The 14880-nt window shown below is 67.9% G+C and carries 15 protein-coding genes; 9 read left to right on the top strand and 6 right to left on the bottom strand.

From position 1 onward, the window contains the following. Positions 1-418, bottom strand: a 418-nt coding sequence (locus TX88_RS34845) for an MFS transporter (RefSeq protein ID WP_044514574.1), incomplete at its 3' end; no start/stop codon positions are given. Positions 419-481: 63 nt separating this feature from the next. Between TX88_RS34845 and TX88_RS03045 the strand changes: the two genes are divergently transcribed. Further along, positions 482-871 (top strand): PPOX class F420-dependent oxidoreductase, encoded by a 390-nt coding sequence (locus TX88_RS03045; protein WP_044514573.1) that lies wholly within the window; start codon positions 482-484, stop codon positions 869-871. 59 nt (positions 872-930) lie between these two features. After that, positions 931-1230 (top strand): MTH1187 family thiamine-binding protein, encoded by a 300-nt coding sequence (locus TX88_RS03040; protein WP_044514571.1) that lies wholly within the window; start codon positions 931-933, stop codon positions 1228-1230. Here TX88_RS03040 and ricR read toward each other — a convergent pair. Next, the gene (gene ricR, locus TX88_RS03035; protein ID WP_044514570.1) at positions 1227-1532 is read right to left on the bottom strand and encodes a copper-sensing transcriptional repressor RicR; all 306 of its coding nucleotides are present in this window, start codon (positions 1530-1532) and stop codon (positions 1227-1229) included. The two genes, TX88_RS03040 and ricR, sit on opposite strands and share 4 nt — an antisense overlap. A gap of 99 nt (positions 1533-1631) precedes the next feature. Here ricR and TX88_RS03030 point away from each other — a divergent pair, with 99 nt between their 5' ends. From TX88_RS03030 to TX88_RS03020, 3 genes are all read left to right on the top strand, one after another. Then, a complete protein-coding gene (locus TX88_RS03030) occupies positions 1632-2039 on the top strand; it encodes a hypothetical protein (RefSeq protein WP_044514569.1) in 408 nt (135 codons plus the stop codon). Positions 2040-2106: 67 nt separating this feature from the next. Beyond that, the gene (ilvD, locus tag TX88_RS03025) at positions 2107-3807 is read left to right on the top strand and encodes a dihydroxy-acid dehydratase (RefSeq protein ID WP_044514567.1); all 1701 of its coding nucleotides are present in this window, start codon (positions 2107-2109) and stop codon (positions 3805-3807) included. 146 nt (positions 3808-3953) lie between these two features. After that, complete coding sequence (locus TX88_RS03020) at positions 3954-5123, top strand: ankyrin repeat domain-containing protein (RefSeq protein WP_044514566.1); 1170 nt, start codon at positions 3954-3956, stop codon at positions 5121-5123. On the opposite strand, the gene TX88_RS03015 is transcribed toward TX88_RS03020, so the two are convergent. Both TX88_RS03015 and TX88_RS03010 read right to left on the bottom strand, forming a co-directional pair. After that, a complete protein-coding gene (locus tag TX88_RS03015; protein ID WP_044514564.1) occupies positions 5092-7701 on the bottom strand; it encodes a LuxR C-terminal-related transcriptional regulator in 2610 nt (869 codons plus the stop codon). The two genes, TX88_RS03020 and TX88_RS03015, sit on opposite strands and share 32 nt — an antisense overlap. A gap of 186 nt (positions 7702-7887) precedes the next feature. Then, entirely contained in the window at positions 7888-8328 is a 441-nt protein-coding gene (locus TX88_RS03010; RefSeq protein ID WP_036446388.1) for an SPW repeat protein, read from the bottom strand. 137 nt (positions 8329-8465) lie between these two features. Between TX88_RS03010 and TX88_RS03005 the strand changes: the two genes are divergently transcribed. Beyond that, positions 8466-9920, top strand: coding sequence for a hypothetical protein (locus TX88_RS03005; RefSeq protein ID WP_044514561.1), 1455 nt, complete (start codon positions 8466-8468; stop codon positions 9918-9920). A gap of 18 nt (positions 9921-9938) precedes the next feature. On the opposite strand, the gene TX88_RS03000 is transcribed toward TX88_RS03005, so the two are convergent. Further along, complete coding sequence (locus TX88_RS03000; protein ID WP_044514560.1) at positions 9939-10649, bottom strand: TetR/AcrR family transcriptional regulator; 711 nt, start codon at positions 10647-10649, stop codon at positions 9939-9941. Positions 10650-10740: 91 nt separating this feature from the next. Here TX88_RS03000 and TX88_RS02995 point away from each other — a divergent pair, with 91 nt between their 5' ends. Together TX88_RS02995 and TX88_RS02990 are read left to right on the top strand one after the other, a co-directional pair. Next, the gene (locus TX88_RS02995; RefSeq protein ID WP_044514558.1) at positions 10741-11826 is read left to right on the top strand and encodes an oxygenase MpaB family protein; all 1086 of its coding nucleotides are present in this window, start codon (positions 10741-10743) and stop codon (positions 11824-11826) included. Between the two features lies 1 nt (position 11827). Further along, positions 11828-13519: an aldehyde dehydrogenase family protein gene (locus tag TX88_RS02990; protein ID WP_044514556.1), complete on the top strand. Its 1692-nt coding sequence runs from the start codon at positions 11828-11830 to the stop codon at positions 13517-13519. A 6-nt stretch (positions 13520-13525) separates the two neighbouring features. Here the strand turns inward: TX88_RS02990 and TX88_RS02985 are convergent, their stop codons facing one another. Then, a complete protein-coding gene (locus TX88_RS02985) occupies positions 13526-14107 on the bottom strand; it encodes a TetR/AcrR family transcriptional regulator (protein ID WP_044514555.1) in 582 nt (193 codons plus the stop codon). Positions 14108-14246: 139 nt separating this feature from the next. On the opposite strand from TX88_RS02985, the gene TX88_RS32675 reads away from it, so the two are divergent. Then, on the top strand, positions 14247-14880 hold a 634-nt coding region (locus TX88_RS32675), incomplete at its 3' end, for an SAM-dependent methyltransferase (protein WP_162563069.1).

Below are 14880 nucleotides of genomic sequence, written 5' to 3'. Positions count from 1 at the left end.
CCAGCCGGGCCCCGATGGGCGCGATCACCGACCACATCAGCCCGTGGGCCAGCGCGCACAGCACCCGGCCGCCGGCCAGCACGGCGAAATTCGGCGCGAGCGCCGAGATCACCTGGGAGACGGTCAGGCACACCAGCGTCGCAACCAGGGTCCGGCGTCGCGGCCAGCGTGCCGTCAGCCGCACCAGCGCGACCGTGGTGAGCGCGGCGACCAGGGCGTAGCTGGCCATCAGGGTGGCGACCAGGCCCTCGCTGACCTGAAGGTCCGTGGCGATCGCCGGTAGTGCACCGACCGGGAGGATCTCGGCGGTGACGTAGACGAACGCCGCCGCCGCGAGCACGGCGAGTTGCGTGGCAACGCGCGGTGTCCACGGGTTGACGTGGGCGGAGAGCGATTCGCCGGTGACGCTGGAGGTCATGCTGGAGGTCACGGTAATGCCATAACGTTGCCGTGCGTGGTTGCCGACCCGAGAGGATGCGTAATGGTTGCAGTGCCCGATGGCTACGAGGATCTGTTGACGCGGCCGTTGTTCGGCCATCTGGCCACCACCCGACCCGACGGCACCGTGCAGGTGAATCCGATGTGGTTCGAGTGGGATGGCACGCATCTGCGGTTCACCCACACCACCAAACGCCAGAAGTACCGCAACGTGACGGCGCATCCCGAGGTGGCGATGTCGATCCACGATCCGGACAACCCGTACCGCTACCTGGAGGTGCGCGGCGTGGTGGACGAGATCGTTCCCGACCCGACGGCCGCGTTCTTCCTGTCGCTCAACGACCGTTACAGCGGGTCACTCAACGAGGTACCGGCGGACGCGCCCGACCGGGTGATCCTGGCGGTGCGCCCGACGGTGTTCAGCAAGCACTAGTTCTCGCCCACCGGCTCTGGCCGCCACTGCGTTACCCACGCGGGCGCACAATCGATTCCGTGATTGTCGCGTTCAGCATCAGCCCTACGGGCGGGGATGAAACCGGAAGTGTCAGCGCCGCGGTGGCCGAAGCGGTGCGGGTGGTGCGGGCTTCGGGCCTGCCCAACGAGACCAACGCCATGTTCACCAACATCGAAGGTGACTGGGACGAGGTGATGGCGGTGGTGAAGCAGGCCGTGGAGGTGGTGGCGGCGGTGTCCCCGAGGGTCAGCCTGGTGTTGAAGGCCGACATCCGTCCCGGCTACACCGGGCAGCTCACCGCGAAGGTCGAGCGCATCGAGCAGGCGCTGAGCGACTAGGAGCGGACCAGCCGGGCAATGGCGGCTGACGCCTCGGCCAGCTTGGCCTCGGCCTGATCCCCGCCTTCGGAGACGGCCTGCGTCACGCAATGTCCCAGGTGCTCGTCGAGCAGGCCGAGCGCCACGGACTGCAGCGCACTGTTGACGGCGCTGATCTGGGTGAGGACGTCGATGCAGTACTTGTCCTCGTCGATCATCTTGGCGATGCCCCGGACCTGGCCCTCGATCCGGCGCAGCCGTTTGGCGTAGTTCTCCTTCTGCGCCGAGTAGCCATGTGCACCCGAGTTGTCAGCCGCGTCCATGGCTCCAGTATACGGGTACCCCTCCGGGGTATGCATATCTAATTTGGCCGGGCGAAATGGTGCGACCGGGCCGCCACCGCGGCCGATACGCTCGACGCGATGTCACAGCCTCCCTGGCCTGGTCCGTATGGCGAGCCGACGGCCTATCCCCCGCGGTCGACCGTCGGCACCACGGTCACGGTGATCAGCATCGTCCTCACGATCACACTGTGGATCGCGGCCGTGCTCGGCGCCGCCGCTGCAGCGTGGCTGTCGCTGTTCTTCGCGATGTCTACCGACACCTGCCACGCGACCTGCGGCCCGACCCCCTATGACGACCAGGTGTATCCGACGATATTCGGGTGGATCGGCGGCGGACTGGCTGCCGGGCTCATCGGAAGCATCGTCATGGTGTTCTTCACCCGCCGGTGGCTGTGGGTGTGGCCCGCACTGTCGATCGTGTGCACCGTCGTCGGGTTCCTGATGGGGCTCGACCTCACGACCAAGGCCACGGAGTGGACCGGCTGACCGATACCCCCCTTGGGTATGAGAAAGAATTTGGGCGGCTAACTAACCGAGGGGCATACTTACCTGCATGTCTGCCGACCAGCCCGATATCAAGCCCCGCAGCCGCGACGTCACCGACGGCCTGGAGAAGACCGCAGCCCGCGGAATGCTCCGCGCGGTAGGGATGGGTGACGACGACTGGGTCAAGCCGCAGATCGGCGTCGGGTCGTCGTGGAACGAGATCACCCCGTGCAACATGTCGCTGCAGCGGCTCGCCCAGGACGTCAAGAGCGGCGTGCACGAGGCCGGCGGGTACCCGCTGGAGTTCGGCACCATCTCGGTGTCCGACGGCATCTCGATGGGCCACGAGGGTATGCACTTCTCGCTGGTCTCCCGCGAGGTGATCGCCGACAGCGTCGAGACCGTGGTGCAGGCCGAGCGCCTGGACGGCACCGTGCTGCTGGCCGGTTGCGACAAGTCGATCCCGGGCATGCTCATGGCGGCGGCCCGGCTGGACCTGGCGAGCGTCTTCTTCTACAACGGTTCGATCATGCCGGGCGTCGCCAAGCTGACCGACGGCACCGAGAAGGAAGTCACCATCATCGACGCCTTCGAGGCGGTCGGGGCGTGCGTGCGCGGGCTGATGTCGCGGGAGGACGTCGACATCATCGAGCGCGCGATCTGTCCGGGTGAGGGTGCCTGCGGCGGCATGTACACCGCCAACACCATGGCGTCGGCCGCCGAGGCACTGGGCATGTCCCTTCCGGGCAGCGCGTCGCCGGTGGCCGTGGACAAGCGCCGCGGCGAGTACGCCCGCAAGTCCGGCGAGGCGGTCGTCGAGATGCTGCGCCGCGGCATCACCGCGCGCGACATCCTCACCAAGGAAGCCTTCGAGAACGCCATCGCCGTCGTGATGGCGTTCGGCGGGTCCACCAACGCGGTGCTGCACCTGCTGGCGATCGCCCGCGAGGCCGAGGTCGAGCTGACGCTGGCCGACTTCACCCGCATCGGGGCCAAGGTCCCGCACCTGGCCGACGTGAAGCCCTTCGGTCGCCACGTGATGAAGGACGTCGACGAGATCGGCGGCGTGCCGGTGGTGATGCGTGCCCTGCTGGACGCCGGTCTGCTGCACGGTGATTGCCTGACCGTCACCGGCAAGACCATGGCCGAGAACCTCGCTCACATCGCGCCGCCCGACCCGGACGGCAAGGTGCTGCGGGCGATGAACAACCCGATCCATCCGACCGGCGGCATCACGATCCTGCACGGCACATTGGCTCCCGAGGGTGCCGTGGTGAAGTCGGCGGGCTTCGAATCCGACGTGTTCGAGGGCACCGCAAGGGTTTTCGAGCGTGAGCGGGCTGCCCTGGATGCGCTGGAGGACGGCACCATCACCCACGGCGACGTCGTGGTCATCCGCTACGAGGGCCCCAAGGGTGGCCCGGGCATGCGCGAGATGCTGGCCATCACCGGCGCCATCAAGGGTGCCGGACTGGGCAAGGACGTCCTGCTGATGACGGACGGCCGGTTCTCCGGCGGGACGACGGGCCTGTGCGTCGGTCACATCGCCCCGGAGGCCGTGGACGGCGGGCCGATCGCGTTCGTGAACGACGGTGACCGGATCCGCCTCGACGTGGCGAACGGGACGCTGGATCTGCTCGTCGACGAGGCCGAACTCGAGGCCCGGAAGGTCGGTTTCGAACCGCTGCCCCCGCGCTACAAGACCGGCGTGCTGGCCAAGTACACCAAGCTGGTCCAGTCCGCCGCCGTCGGCGCTGTCTGCAACTAGGAGTACAGGCCGGTAGAGTGACGTCGGGCGTGCAGGAACGCCCGACGTCCGCTCGAAGGGGCCAAGCCTCCCTGCACACTGAGTTGCCTTGTGACCGACCTCTTCTCAGCCCGATTGCGGACGCGGGCGTGTGAGAGGAGGCCGTCATGGCCAGCCGTCTGCCGAGCAACCCTTCGATCGACCATCTGCGTGCGGAAGCCCGCAAGCTGCAGCGCGCCGATCGCACCCCACTGCATCAGGCCCAGTTCGCGGTAGCCCGTGACTACGGTTTCAGCAGCTGGCCCAAGCTGGTGCACTACCTCCGCGACGCGGCCGAGCTCAGCGTCGATCCCGGCGCGCTCGACGAGGACGCCCTGGATGCCGCGGACCGGTTCTGCTCGAGGGCATCGTTGCGCTACAACGAAACCGATGCGCCGCCCCGCTGGGACGCCGCCGCAACCCTGCTCACCGCCGAACCCGAAGTGGTCGATCGGCACATCTGGGCCGCCGCGGCGGCCGCGGATCCCACGGCGCTGGCCCGTCAGCTGACGAGCCGTCCGGCACTGGCGAACTCCGGTGGCGGGCCGTTCGGCTGGGTTCCCCTGATGTACCTGTGCTATTCGCGAGTTCCGTTGGGCCGCACCGCCGACGAGGTCGTCGCGGCCGCGAACCTGCTGCTCGACGCCGGCGCCGACCCGAATGCCGGCTACCTCTGGTGCGGGCTGTCGACCCCCTTCACGGTGCTGACCGGGATCTTCGGCGAGGGCGAGCAGGGCCCGCGGCGTCAGCCCCGGCATCCGTTCGCACCCGAACTGGCCTCATTGCTGTTGGCGAGAGGCGCGCATCCGGCCGACCAGCAGACGCTGTACAACCGGATGTTTCGCGCCGACGATTCACACCTGGAACTGCTGTTCGCACACGGCCTGGCCGACGCCGGGCCCAGCCCGTGGGAGCTGCGCCTCGGTGAGGCGATGGAAACCCGCGACGAGATGTGGCGGCGCCAGGTCGGCTGGGCCGCCGAGCACGGGTTCACCGGCCGGCTCGATCTGCTCGCCCGGCACGGAATCGACGTATCCGGAGTGGATGTGGTCGCTCCGGTGTTCCCGGACGACCCGAACGCACTGGACGACGAGGGCGCCACTGCCCTGCACCAGGCAGCCTGGGCCGGTGACCTCGAGCTGATCCGGCGGCTCCTCGACGCCGGGGCCGACCCGACCCTTCTCGACCGGCGATTCGGCTCGACTGCGCTGGCCTGGGCCGAGCACGCCTACCAGACCGAGGCCGCGGACCTGCTGCGGCAGCACGTCATAAGACCCCCTTCGGGCCGCGACGGATGATGGCGGCGAGCTGCTCGCGCGAGCTCGCGCCCACCCGCTGACAGGCCCGGTAGAGGTGCCCTTCGACACTGCGCACCGACATCACCAGGCGCTCGGCGATCTGCTTGTTGCTCAGGCCCGCGACGACCAGTTCGACGATCTCGCGCTGCCTGCCGGTCAGCGGCTGACCGGCCGGGTTACGCAGCGCCGGGGTGCACAACCCGCCACACTCGTCAGCGCTCTCCTGTGCGACGGCAGCCGCGTAGGCACTGCGCTTGCCCTGGCCATGGCGACCGAACGCAACCGCGGCCTGCGCGGTGGCGTCGGTGGCGGTGGCCCGGTCGCCGATGGCACGGTAACCGTCTGCGGCGGCGAGCAATCCGGCGCCGTCGTCGGCCAGCAGCGCCTCGGTGTGGCGGGCGACCGTCTCGGCCAGCGGCAGTTTCAGCGTGTCCGCGAGTTCCCGTGCGCGCGCCGCGCCGGCGGTGTCGCCCCACTGTGCGGCCGTCTGCAGGCACAGCAGTTCGTGCGTCGGCTGTTCACGCCGCGCCGCATCCCGGCGCGCTTCGCGCACCACATCGATGGCGTCGGTCAGCGAGCCACCGGAAGCCAGCGTCCACGCGGTGGCCACCGACATCGCGGTACCCATGAACACGTAGTCCTCGGGCACCGGCTGCCCGACCCCGGCCAGAGCTTCGGTTGCCTCCGCCGCATGGCCGAGCTTGGCGTACGCCTCGGCCAGTGCGAAACAGCTGGCCATACGCAAACCCGTTGTTATCTCATGTGTTTCGGCACCCGCATAGGCCTCGTGCAAATGTTTGACGGCAGTGGCCAGATCGGCACGGACCAGTTCGGCATGGCCGAGCAGATGAGCGAGGTTGGCGTACACCAGACCGGGGACGTCGCGCGCCGACTCGTCCAGCCGGGCCGCCATCGCCGTCACGTCGTCGATGCGGCCGGTCAACCGGCAGGCGCGGCCGTGCACGGCGCCGAACCAGAATCTCATCGGCGAGGATTCGAAGGAGGTGTTGGCCCTTTCGATGGCCTGCTCGGCGACGGTGTTGATGTCGTCGACGTGTCCCAGTGCGCCGAAGGCCATCACCAAGGCGATCGACGCCATCATCGCGTGGAAATCGGGCAAGCCACCGGAATCCAGGGCGGTCCTGGCATTTTCCTCGGCACTCGAGCAGTGGCCGAGTACCGCGTCGACACAGGCCTGGATGGCCAGGCGCTCCATCCGCTGTTCATCGGATTCGGCTGTGCCGGAGAGCTTTTCCAAGATCACGCGGGCATCGAGCGGCCTGCTGAGCATCCAGGCCAGGTTGGCCGCCCGAATCGTCGCCCAATGGTGGCTGTCCGGGGCGCCGTCGGCGCTGATCTCCTGCAAGACGGCCTCGGCCTCGTCACCCCGGCTCAGCAGGAGCAGGGTCATGGCCCGCATCGGTGCCGCCTCCGGCACACCGCATTCCCCTGCGGCAGCGGCGAATCGGTTCGCGGCATCGGGATCGAGCAGGACCGCGGCGGACCGCGCCGCCGTCAGATACAGCTCCGGATCCGGGGGCAGGTCGGAGTGCAGCGCAAGCAGTGCCCGGCGCACCGTCGCGCGCATATCCCCGTCGGGCTCGGAAGCCAGCCGCCGCGCGAGCCTTCCTCGGATTCTCGACAGGTGCATCTCACCGGCGGTGGCCCTGCGCAATTCGCCGTACAGCGGATGCGCAAGGGTGGCCACCAGACCACGTCCGGCCCGTTCGACCCTGACCAGATGCATCTGCTCGGCGGCCTCCAGATCGGCCTGGTCGACCAGGTCGATCAGGACGTCGACGCTCAGCGGCTCACACTGCGAGAGAGTGTCGAGCACCAGCGCCATACCGGGTTCGAGTTCGCCCAGCCGGCGCCCGACCATATCGGTGATGCTCTGAGATACGGCCACATCGCCGTCCCACATCCACACCCCGGCGGATTTGTGCATCCGCCCGGCGGCGATCTGGTCCTTCACCAACTGCAACAGGTACAGCGCGTTGCCTCCGGTGAGCTTCCAGAACCGGCGCGTGCTGCGGCTGTCGACCGGTCCGGCGACCGCCGATTCGATCAGGGTGGCGGCCGCGGTGGCGGACAGCGGCTCCAGGTCGATCCGGTCGAGCAGGCTGTCCTTCCACAGGGCGGTCACCGCGTCGGGCTCCGGGCCGCCGGAACGCGCGGTGACGACGAGTCGCACCCCCTGCGTCTGCGCCAGCTGGTGTACGACGTGCGCGGACAGCGGGTCGAGCAGGTGGGCGTCGTCGATGCCGATGACGACCTTGCCCATGCGCTGCTGGGCGACGAAGGAATCGATCACGCGCCGCACGTCCGGCAGCGGATCGCACATGCCCTGGCTGATCGACCCGGTGAATGCTCCGAGGGGAATGGCGCGTGCGGATTCGGTCCCGACGAACCAATTGGTCCGGTGCCCGGACGCCGCGGCATGGCTGAGGGCCTCCCGCGCCAACCGGGTCTTCCCGACGCCGGCACTGCCGACGATCACCACACCGTGATGGGTTCCCGGCCCACCAAGGGAGCGACGGATCACCGCCAGTTCGTCTTCCCGCCCCGCCAGCTTCATCTCAGCAGTTCGTACCCGCCATCGCCGTCATGGAAGTCCTGCGATTGCCCAGGATATGGTGCAAAACCCGCACCGGGGCGCAAATTGACGCATCGTTCGATACGAGGGTCGGCCCTGGCACGCAGGCTCCCCTCCCAGCCGGGGTCCGGCTGGCCTACCAGCTGCGCCTACCGGCCCGTCGGCCGGTTAGGCGTGCCGCGCTTCAGAATTGCGCACCCGCATTCCGAAGTACATCGCGTTGAAGCCCAGCACCATCACGAGCGCACCGCTGATCACGTGCGACCAGATCATGCCCGCGGTCGGTCCACTGACGAACACCCACGGCGAGACGATCAGCCACACACCGAAGATCGGCAGTGTCCAGGTCATGCCGTGCGCGCGGTCCAGCGCGAAGCTGAAACACATTGACAGGAACGCGATCGCCCCTCCGACGATCAGATCGTTGACCGTCAGCCTGTTGAAGGCGTCGAAGCCGACGATCCAGGGAGACAGCGCGACATACATCGCCGTCAGCAACGTCAGGCCGAAGGTGACCTGCGCGGCCATCGACTCTGCGACACGGTCATAGCCCGCCCGTAGGGCCATGATGTCCGGGTGTAGGTCGATTGATGAATGGACTGTACTCATCTTCTTGTCCTTTCCGTTACACGGCAAGGCGTTTGGGCCCTACCGCACCCATCCATCGCTTTTCAGATTACGCCGCATTCGGCCTGGTGGCGGCTGCTGCCGACCTCCCCGGTCAGCCGGCAAGTACAGTCTTCTCAATGCGCTGGCGCAGCAACGCCCGAACGGACGACCCCGCCGGCGCGCGGCAGCAACTCGGCTGGTTCGCAACGCTGTTCGCGATGGCGTTGGTCTTCCACTACTCCGACAGCCAGCCGCTTGCGGTGGTGCCGGTGTTGCTGGCCGGCCTGCCCGCCCTGCTGCTTCCCGGCTCGGTGGCCGCCGCCGCCCTGGTCGTCGCGGCCGGCGCCACGGTGGCCGTTCTGAACCTGCCCGCGGCGTCGAACCATCTGGTGCTGAGCCTGCTGGTCGCCGTCGCGCTCGGCACCACCGCCGTGTGGGCGCTGGCCGTCCGGAACCCGCCGGATGTGCCGGACAGTTTCGTCCAGCGCTGGCTGGATGCCGCGCGCAGCCCGGTCGGTTTCGTGTTGCTGGTGGTCTACCTGTTCACGGTGTTCGACAAGTTGAACACCGCCTACTTCGCTCCGGAAACCTCCTGCGGCAGCGACTTGTTCGGCCAGCTCATCTGGCTCAACGGCTTCGACGGGGTGGTACCGGGCCCGGCCGTCGGACAGTTCGTCGCCATCGTCGCGGTGGTGACCGAGGCCGCGATTCTCGCATTGCTGGCGGTGCCGCGGCTGCGCTTCTGGGGCCTGCTTCTCGGTGTGGGGTTCCATTCGATTCTGGCGTTGGCCTCGTTCTACGACTTCGCCACCGTCGTCTTCGCGGTATACGTGCTGTTGGTCCCGACCGAGGTGTTCGCGACCCTGGCATCCCGAACCACCGTGCTGCGCCGAGTCGTGCTCGCGGGCTTCGCGGCCCATGTGCTGCTGAGCGTGGTGTCGAGTTCGGCCGATTCTCCGGCCAGCCCGATCGGCCTGCCGTGGCACACCCTGCTCGTACTCACGTGGGCCGTCGCCGTGATCCCGTTCATGGTCGCGCTGCTGCGTGGCTATCGCGCTGCGGAGTCGGACGGCGTACGCACCCCGAACTGGCGTCTGCGCCCCCTGGCGCTGCTCGTCGCCCCGCTGCTGACACTCGCCAACGGGCTCACGCCGTACGTGGGGCTCAAGACCGTCGCGAACTTCTCAATGTTCAGCAACCTGCACACCGAGGAGGGCACCACCAACCACCTGCTGCCCGGCGTCACTGCCCTGGAGCTGGCGGATTACCCACGCGACACCGTCACCGTCGTCGGACTGGAATTGCCCGAGCAACCAGGCGACATGACAGCCCTGAGCAGGCAGACCCGCTGGATGAACGAGGATCCTCCGGTGCGCATCCCCTGGCTCGAGCTGCGGCGCACCGTGCTGCTGTGGAAGGACGCGGGAATCACCGGCGTCCGTATCGCCTACCTGCACAGCGGACCGCCGCAGGTGGTCGACGACGCGACGAAGGATCCCGTCCTGGCAGCGCCGCTGCCGTGGTGGCAACGCCATCTGCTCGCCTTCCGCGCCGTCGACTCCGGTTCGGGCGCCGACATCTGCCGCTGGTGACGCAGCACCGCGGCGCCGTCAGGCGACTCCGACGCGTCGCGGGTTTCGGTAGATCTCGGCCTGCGCGGCGATCACATCGGGCGTGGGTAGCGGCTCCGCGGAATCCACGTACACCCCGCCGGCCCGCAGGGTGTCGTCGACCAGCAGCCAGATCCACCGGACCAGGTCTGCCACCAGCCGGTCCTGTCCGGTCGAGCCGGGCTGATCCAGCCACCGGCCGGTCGTCGATTCGACCAGCCCGACGATGGCGAACGCCAACGGCTGCGGGTCGGTGTCCACACCGAAAGCGTTGAGGTACACCGTGAACAGCGCGCCGAGCTGGGTACCGATGGTCAGCCTGATGTCGGCGATGGCGTCGGGCGCCGAGCCGTCCTCACCGAGCGAGCACCGGGCCAGGTAGCGGTACAGGTTGCGGTGCTCGACGAGGAACCCCACATGGGCGCCGACGCTGGCCTCGATGATCTGGGCCATCGAACCGTGCGGTGTCCACAGCGGCGCGAGTTCGGTGTTGAGCATCTCGGCGGCGCGCTGCGCGATCGCCCGCTGCAAGTCGGCGGCGCCGGCGAAGTGCCGGTAGAGCTTGGTTCGGGTGACCCCGACGTGCGCGGCGATCTGTTCGGTCGAGGTCTGCGGACCGTGTTCGGCGATCGCAGCCAGGGCGGCGTCGACGAACTCGACCCGCCGGCGTTCCCGCTGGCCCGCCCATCGCCCGGTTGTGCCGCTCTCCACGGATACACCCTAGCCAATTAACTGGTACATGACGTACCATTCCTTCAACTGGTACGGCATGTACCACTAGATTCCGAAGGGAACGACGCAGATGGACGCGCTCATCGCACTTCGCAAAGCCGCAGGCCTGCCGGCAGTCGCCGAACCGTTGGCGCCGGCCGAGGACTACGGCTTCTTCGGCCCGGATTCGGTCACCTGGAAGGTGTGGAGCTACCCCACCTCGCTGTTGATCGGCTTCTCGCGGGCGGTGACCATCGAGCACCTCGACCCGTTCCTGGCCGCCGCGGTGGACGCCACGGGGCAGGTCTATGCCCGCACCCGGCTGCGCTACGACCGGACCATGCAGTACTTCGCCCTGGTGGCCTTCGGCGACGCGAAGTCTGTCCTCGACGCGTCCGAGATCCTGGTCAAGATCCACTCCAAGGCCGTCGGCACCGAGCCGATCACCAAGCGCCCGTTCGACGCCAACGATCCGCACTCGCAGTTGTGGATCCACCTGACCGCCTGGCACTCGATCCTCTACAGCTACGAGATGTTCGGCCCAGGCAAGCTGTCGCCGGCCGAGGAGAGCCAGTACTGGGAGGAATGCGCACGGGCCGCGGAGTTCCAGACGATCAACCCCGACGACGTGCCGCGCACCCGCGAGGGCATCCGCGAATACTTCGAGAGCTTCCGGCCCGATCTGGTCGGCTCCGAGGTCGCCCAGCGGATGATGGATTACCTGGTCGACCTGGGCTATCACATCCTGCCCGAGCGGATGCCGCGCTGGCTGCGCAAGGCGTTCAACATCCCGATGCGCGCCGCCATCATCGCCACCATGCCCCAGTGGATGCGCCTGCTGGGCGGCATCCCCCAGCGCCGGTTCGCCGACGTCGCGGCGCGGGCCGTGGTGCGCCCTTTCCTCAGGCTCATCGCCGCCAATCCGCGTTTCGAGCTGGCGATGCTGGACCTCACCACGCCGCACACCACACCGATCGTCGGCCCCACCCTGCTGGGCATCCCGGCCAAGAACACCGTGACCTACACCCCGGCCGAGGCCAGGGCCAAATGGGACCGGACCACTCCGTTCGAGCAGTACGCTGCGATCGTGGCCAAGCGGGAGGCGGGCGACGGTCCCACCCCGTACGCCCACAATCACCACGACGCATTGGTGCAATTCGACAAGAGTGCGAGCTGACATGACCGAAACGCAGATCGACGAGGCCCTCGAGGAACTCGTCGAGGGTGAAAAGACCTGGGCTTCCCTGTCATTGGCGGCCCGGCGCGGCCTACTCGACGAGGTGCGCGCGCTCACCGCGCGCCACGGCGCCGAGTGGGTGGATGCCGCCGTCGGGATCAAACAACTCGACCCTTCCTCACCGCTGGTCGGCGAGGAATGGATATCCGGGCCGTACTCACTGGCAGCCGGGCTGGCCGCACTGTCGGAGAGCCTGAGCAAGCTGGAAGCGGGCCGCAGCCCGCTCGACGGCGCACAGTTCGGCTACGCCCCGGGTGGCCGCACCACCGTAAAGGCCCTGCCGCTCAACACCTTCGACCAGCTGCTGCTGTCCGGGTTCAGCGCCGAGGTGTGGCTGCAACCCGGTATCGAGAAGGCGGAGGCGATTCGGTCGGCCGGTCTGGCCCAGCGCGACCCGTCGCGCACCAACGGCGTCGGCGCGGTTCTGGGCGCGGGCAACATCTTCTCGATCGCTCCGCTGGACACCATCTACGAGCTGTACGCCAACAACCGTGTCGTGGCCCTCAAGCTCAACCCGATCACCGATCCCCTGTTGCCGGTGCTGACCAAGGTGCTGGCCCCGTTCATCGCCATCGGCGCGGTGCGCATCCTGACCGGCGGAGCCGAGGCCGGCACATATCTGGTGCGCCACAAGCTCGTCGACCACGTGCACATGACCGGTAGCGCGCTGACCTACGACGCCATCGTGTTCGGTACCGGCGAAGAGGGTGCGCGGCGCAAGGCCGCCGACGAGCCGGTTCTCGACAAGGAGATGACCGCCGAGCTCGGCGGGGTGTCGCCGACCATCGTGCTACCAGGCACCTGGAGCAAGGCCGACATCGAATTCCAGGCCAATCACGTTGCCACCCAACGACTGCACAACAACGGCTACAACTGCGTGGCCGCGCAGGTGGTGGTGCTGCCCAAGCGCTGGGCACAGCGCGACGAGTTCGTCGCCGCCATCCGCAAGGCCGTCAACGACGCTCCGGCACGGGCCGCCTACTACCCCGGCTCCGACGTCAGGGTGGCCAGCGCCGACACGTCGTATCCGGACGCACAGCACCTGGGCTCGAGGGGTGCCCGGGTCCTGGTGGTCGACCCGGATGACCGGGAAGCGTTGTTGCGCACCGAATACTTCGGCCCGGTGCTCGGCGTGATCGACCTCGACGTCCCGGATGACGAATTCGCCGAAGAGGCCGTGCGCATCGCCAACGACGAGTTCGTCGGCACCCTCGGGGTAAACATCATCGCTCACCCGAGCACCATCGCGGGCCTCGGCGAGAAGTTCGACCACCTCATTGAGCGGCTGCGCTACGGCACCGTCGCGATCAACGCCTGGACGGGCGTGGGGTATCTGACCCCGACCGCCACCTGGGGAGCTTTCCCCGGGCACAAGCGCAACGACATCCAGAGCGGAACCGGCGTGGTGCACAACGCTTTCCTGCTCGACCGACCGGAACGCACCGTGGTCCGCGGCCCGTTCCGGCCCGCGCCGCGTTCGGTGTTCGGCGGCGAGTGGTCGTTGTCGCCGAAGCCGCCGTGGTTCGTGAACAACCGCACCGCGGCGACAACGGGCCGGCTGCTGCTGGACTTCGCGGCGGCACCGGGCTGGGGCAAGCTGCCGGCGATCTTCGCGTCGGCGCTGCGGGGTTAGTAGGGCTCAGCCGGAGACGACGGGCGTGGCCGGCGCGCGCAGCAGCCGCTGCGCGCAGTCCAGCAGCACGCGGTGCAGTTCCTCGTCCGTGACGTCGTTGAGCGCGGGGTCGGTGGCACTGCCGTAGACACCGGCGGCGAGCACCGACATGCAGATCCTGTCGGCGGCGTCAGGGTCGGGGCCCAGCAGGATCCCGGTGAGCCGCTCGATCGTGTCCTGGAGTTCGTCGCGACTGTGCACCAGGCCGTCGATGACAGGGTCGCCGTGGAACACCGCGGTCACCCGGCGGTGCCGCACGGCCATCTCCACCATCCCGCTGACGGCGGCCTCCCGCCGGGCCTCCGGCGTGGACATCGCCTCGGCGATCCGGACCAGCCGCATCATGTCGTCGAAGACCGGCTGGATGACCGCCAGCACGATCTCGTCCTTCGAATGGAACTGGTAGTAGACGGCAGCCTTGCTGACGCCCAGGCGGTCGGCGATCATCTGCAGCGACGTGCCGTTGACGCCGTGCTCTGCGAACAGGCTCAGCGCCGCTTCCAGCACCCGCTCGCGCGCAAAACCACGCGGCGCCACAGCCTTCGCCACACCTGTCCCTTCGTCGCGCTGAGCGTACCCAAGGGTGCTAGATCACACCGTCAATTAAACGAACTAACTTGATTGAAGTTAGCCGACTGTATAGGTTTCACTTTACATCCGGCAAGGAAAGCTGCGGGGAGGAGTACTGATGCCGAGCTCATGCGTGGCCCCTCTGGCAGATCTCCTCGACACCTACCTCATGACGGCCGCCGAATCCGGCGTCGAGCAGGTGGTTTTCCTGGCCTCCGATCTGGACCCGCGTCCTTATCAACTGCCCTGGCCCGTCGGCACCTCCGTGTACGTGGTCGACAACCCGGCGATCCTCGAGGTCAAGACCGAGGCTCTGGCCGACACCACTCCCACGGCGGCCGTACGGGGCGTTCCCGCTGACATCAGCGGGAACTGGCCTGCGGCGCTCACCCAGGCCGGGTTCGACGCCGACCGGGCAACCCTGTGGAGTGTGGAGGGCGTATTACCCTTCATCCCATTGGATGAGCAGCGTCGGCTCGTCGCCGACATCACCGTCATGAGCGGGCCGGGCAGCCGGCTGATCTCGGAGATGTCGGTCAGTCCCTTCCGGGACGATTCGGGTGGGGATGTCGACGTAGAAAGGTGTTGGCGGGAATCCGCCGACGCCGACATGATCACGAAGTGGCAATGGAGCTGCGCAGCTAGCCGGTACGTCACCGCGTACCTGACCTCCGAAAGGCCGACCAGCGAAAATGAAGCTGTTGAGACGGTTCTGGATTCCGTTGATCATCGCCGCGGTGGTGTTGGTCGGC

The sequence above is a fragment of the Mycolicibacterium septicum DSM 44393 genome, assembly GCF_000455325.1.
Classification (GTDB): Bacteria; Actinomycetota; Actinomycetes; order Mycobacteriales; family Mycobacteriaceae; genus Mycobacterium; species Mycobacterium septicum.
Note: the sequence above shows the minus strand (reverse complement) of the source record. Positions and strands in the feature narration are given on the sequence as shown.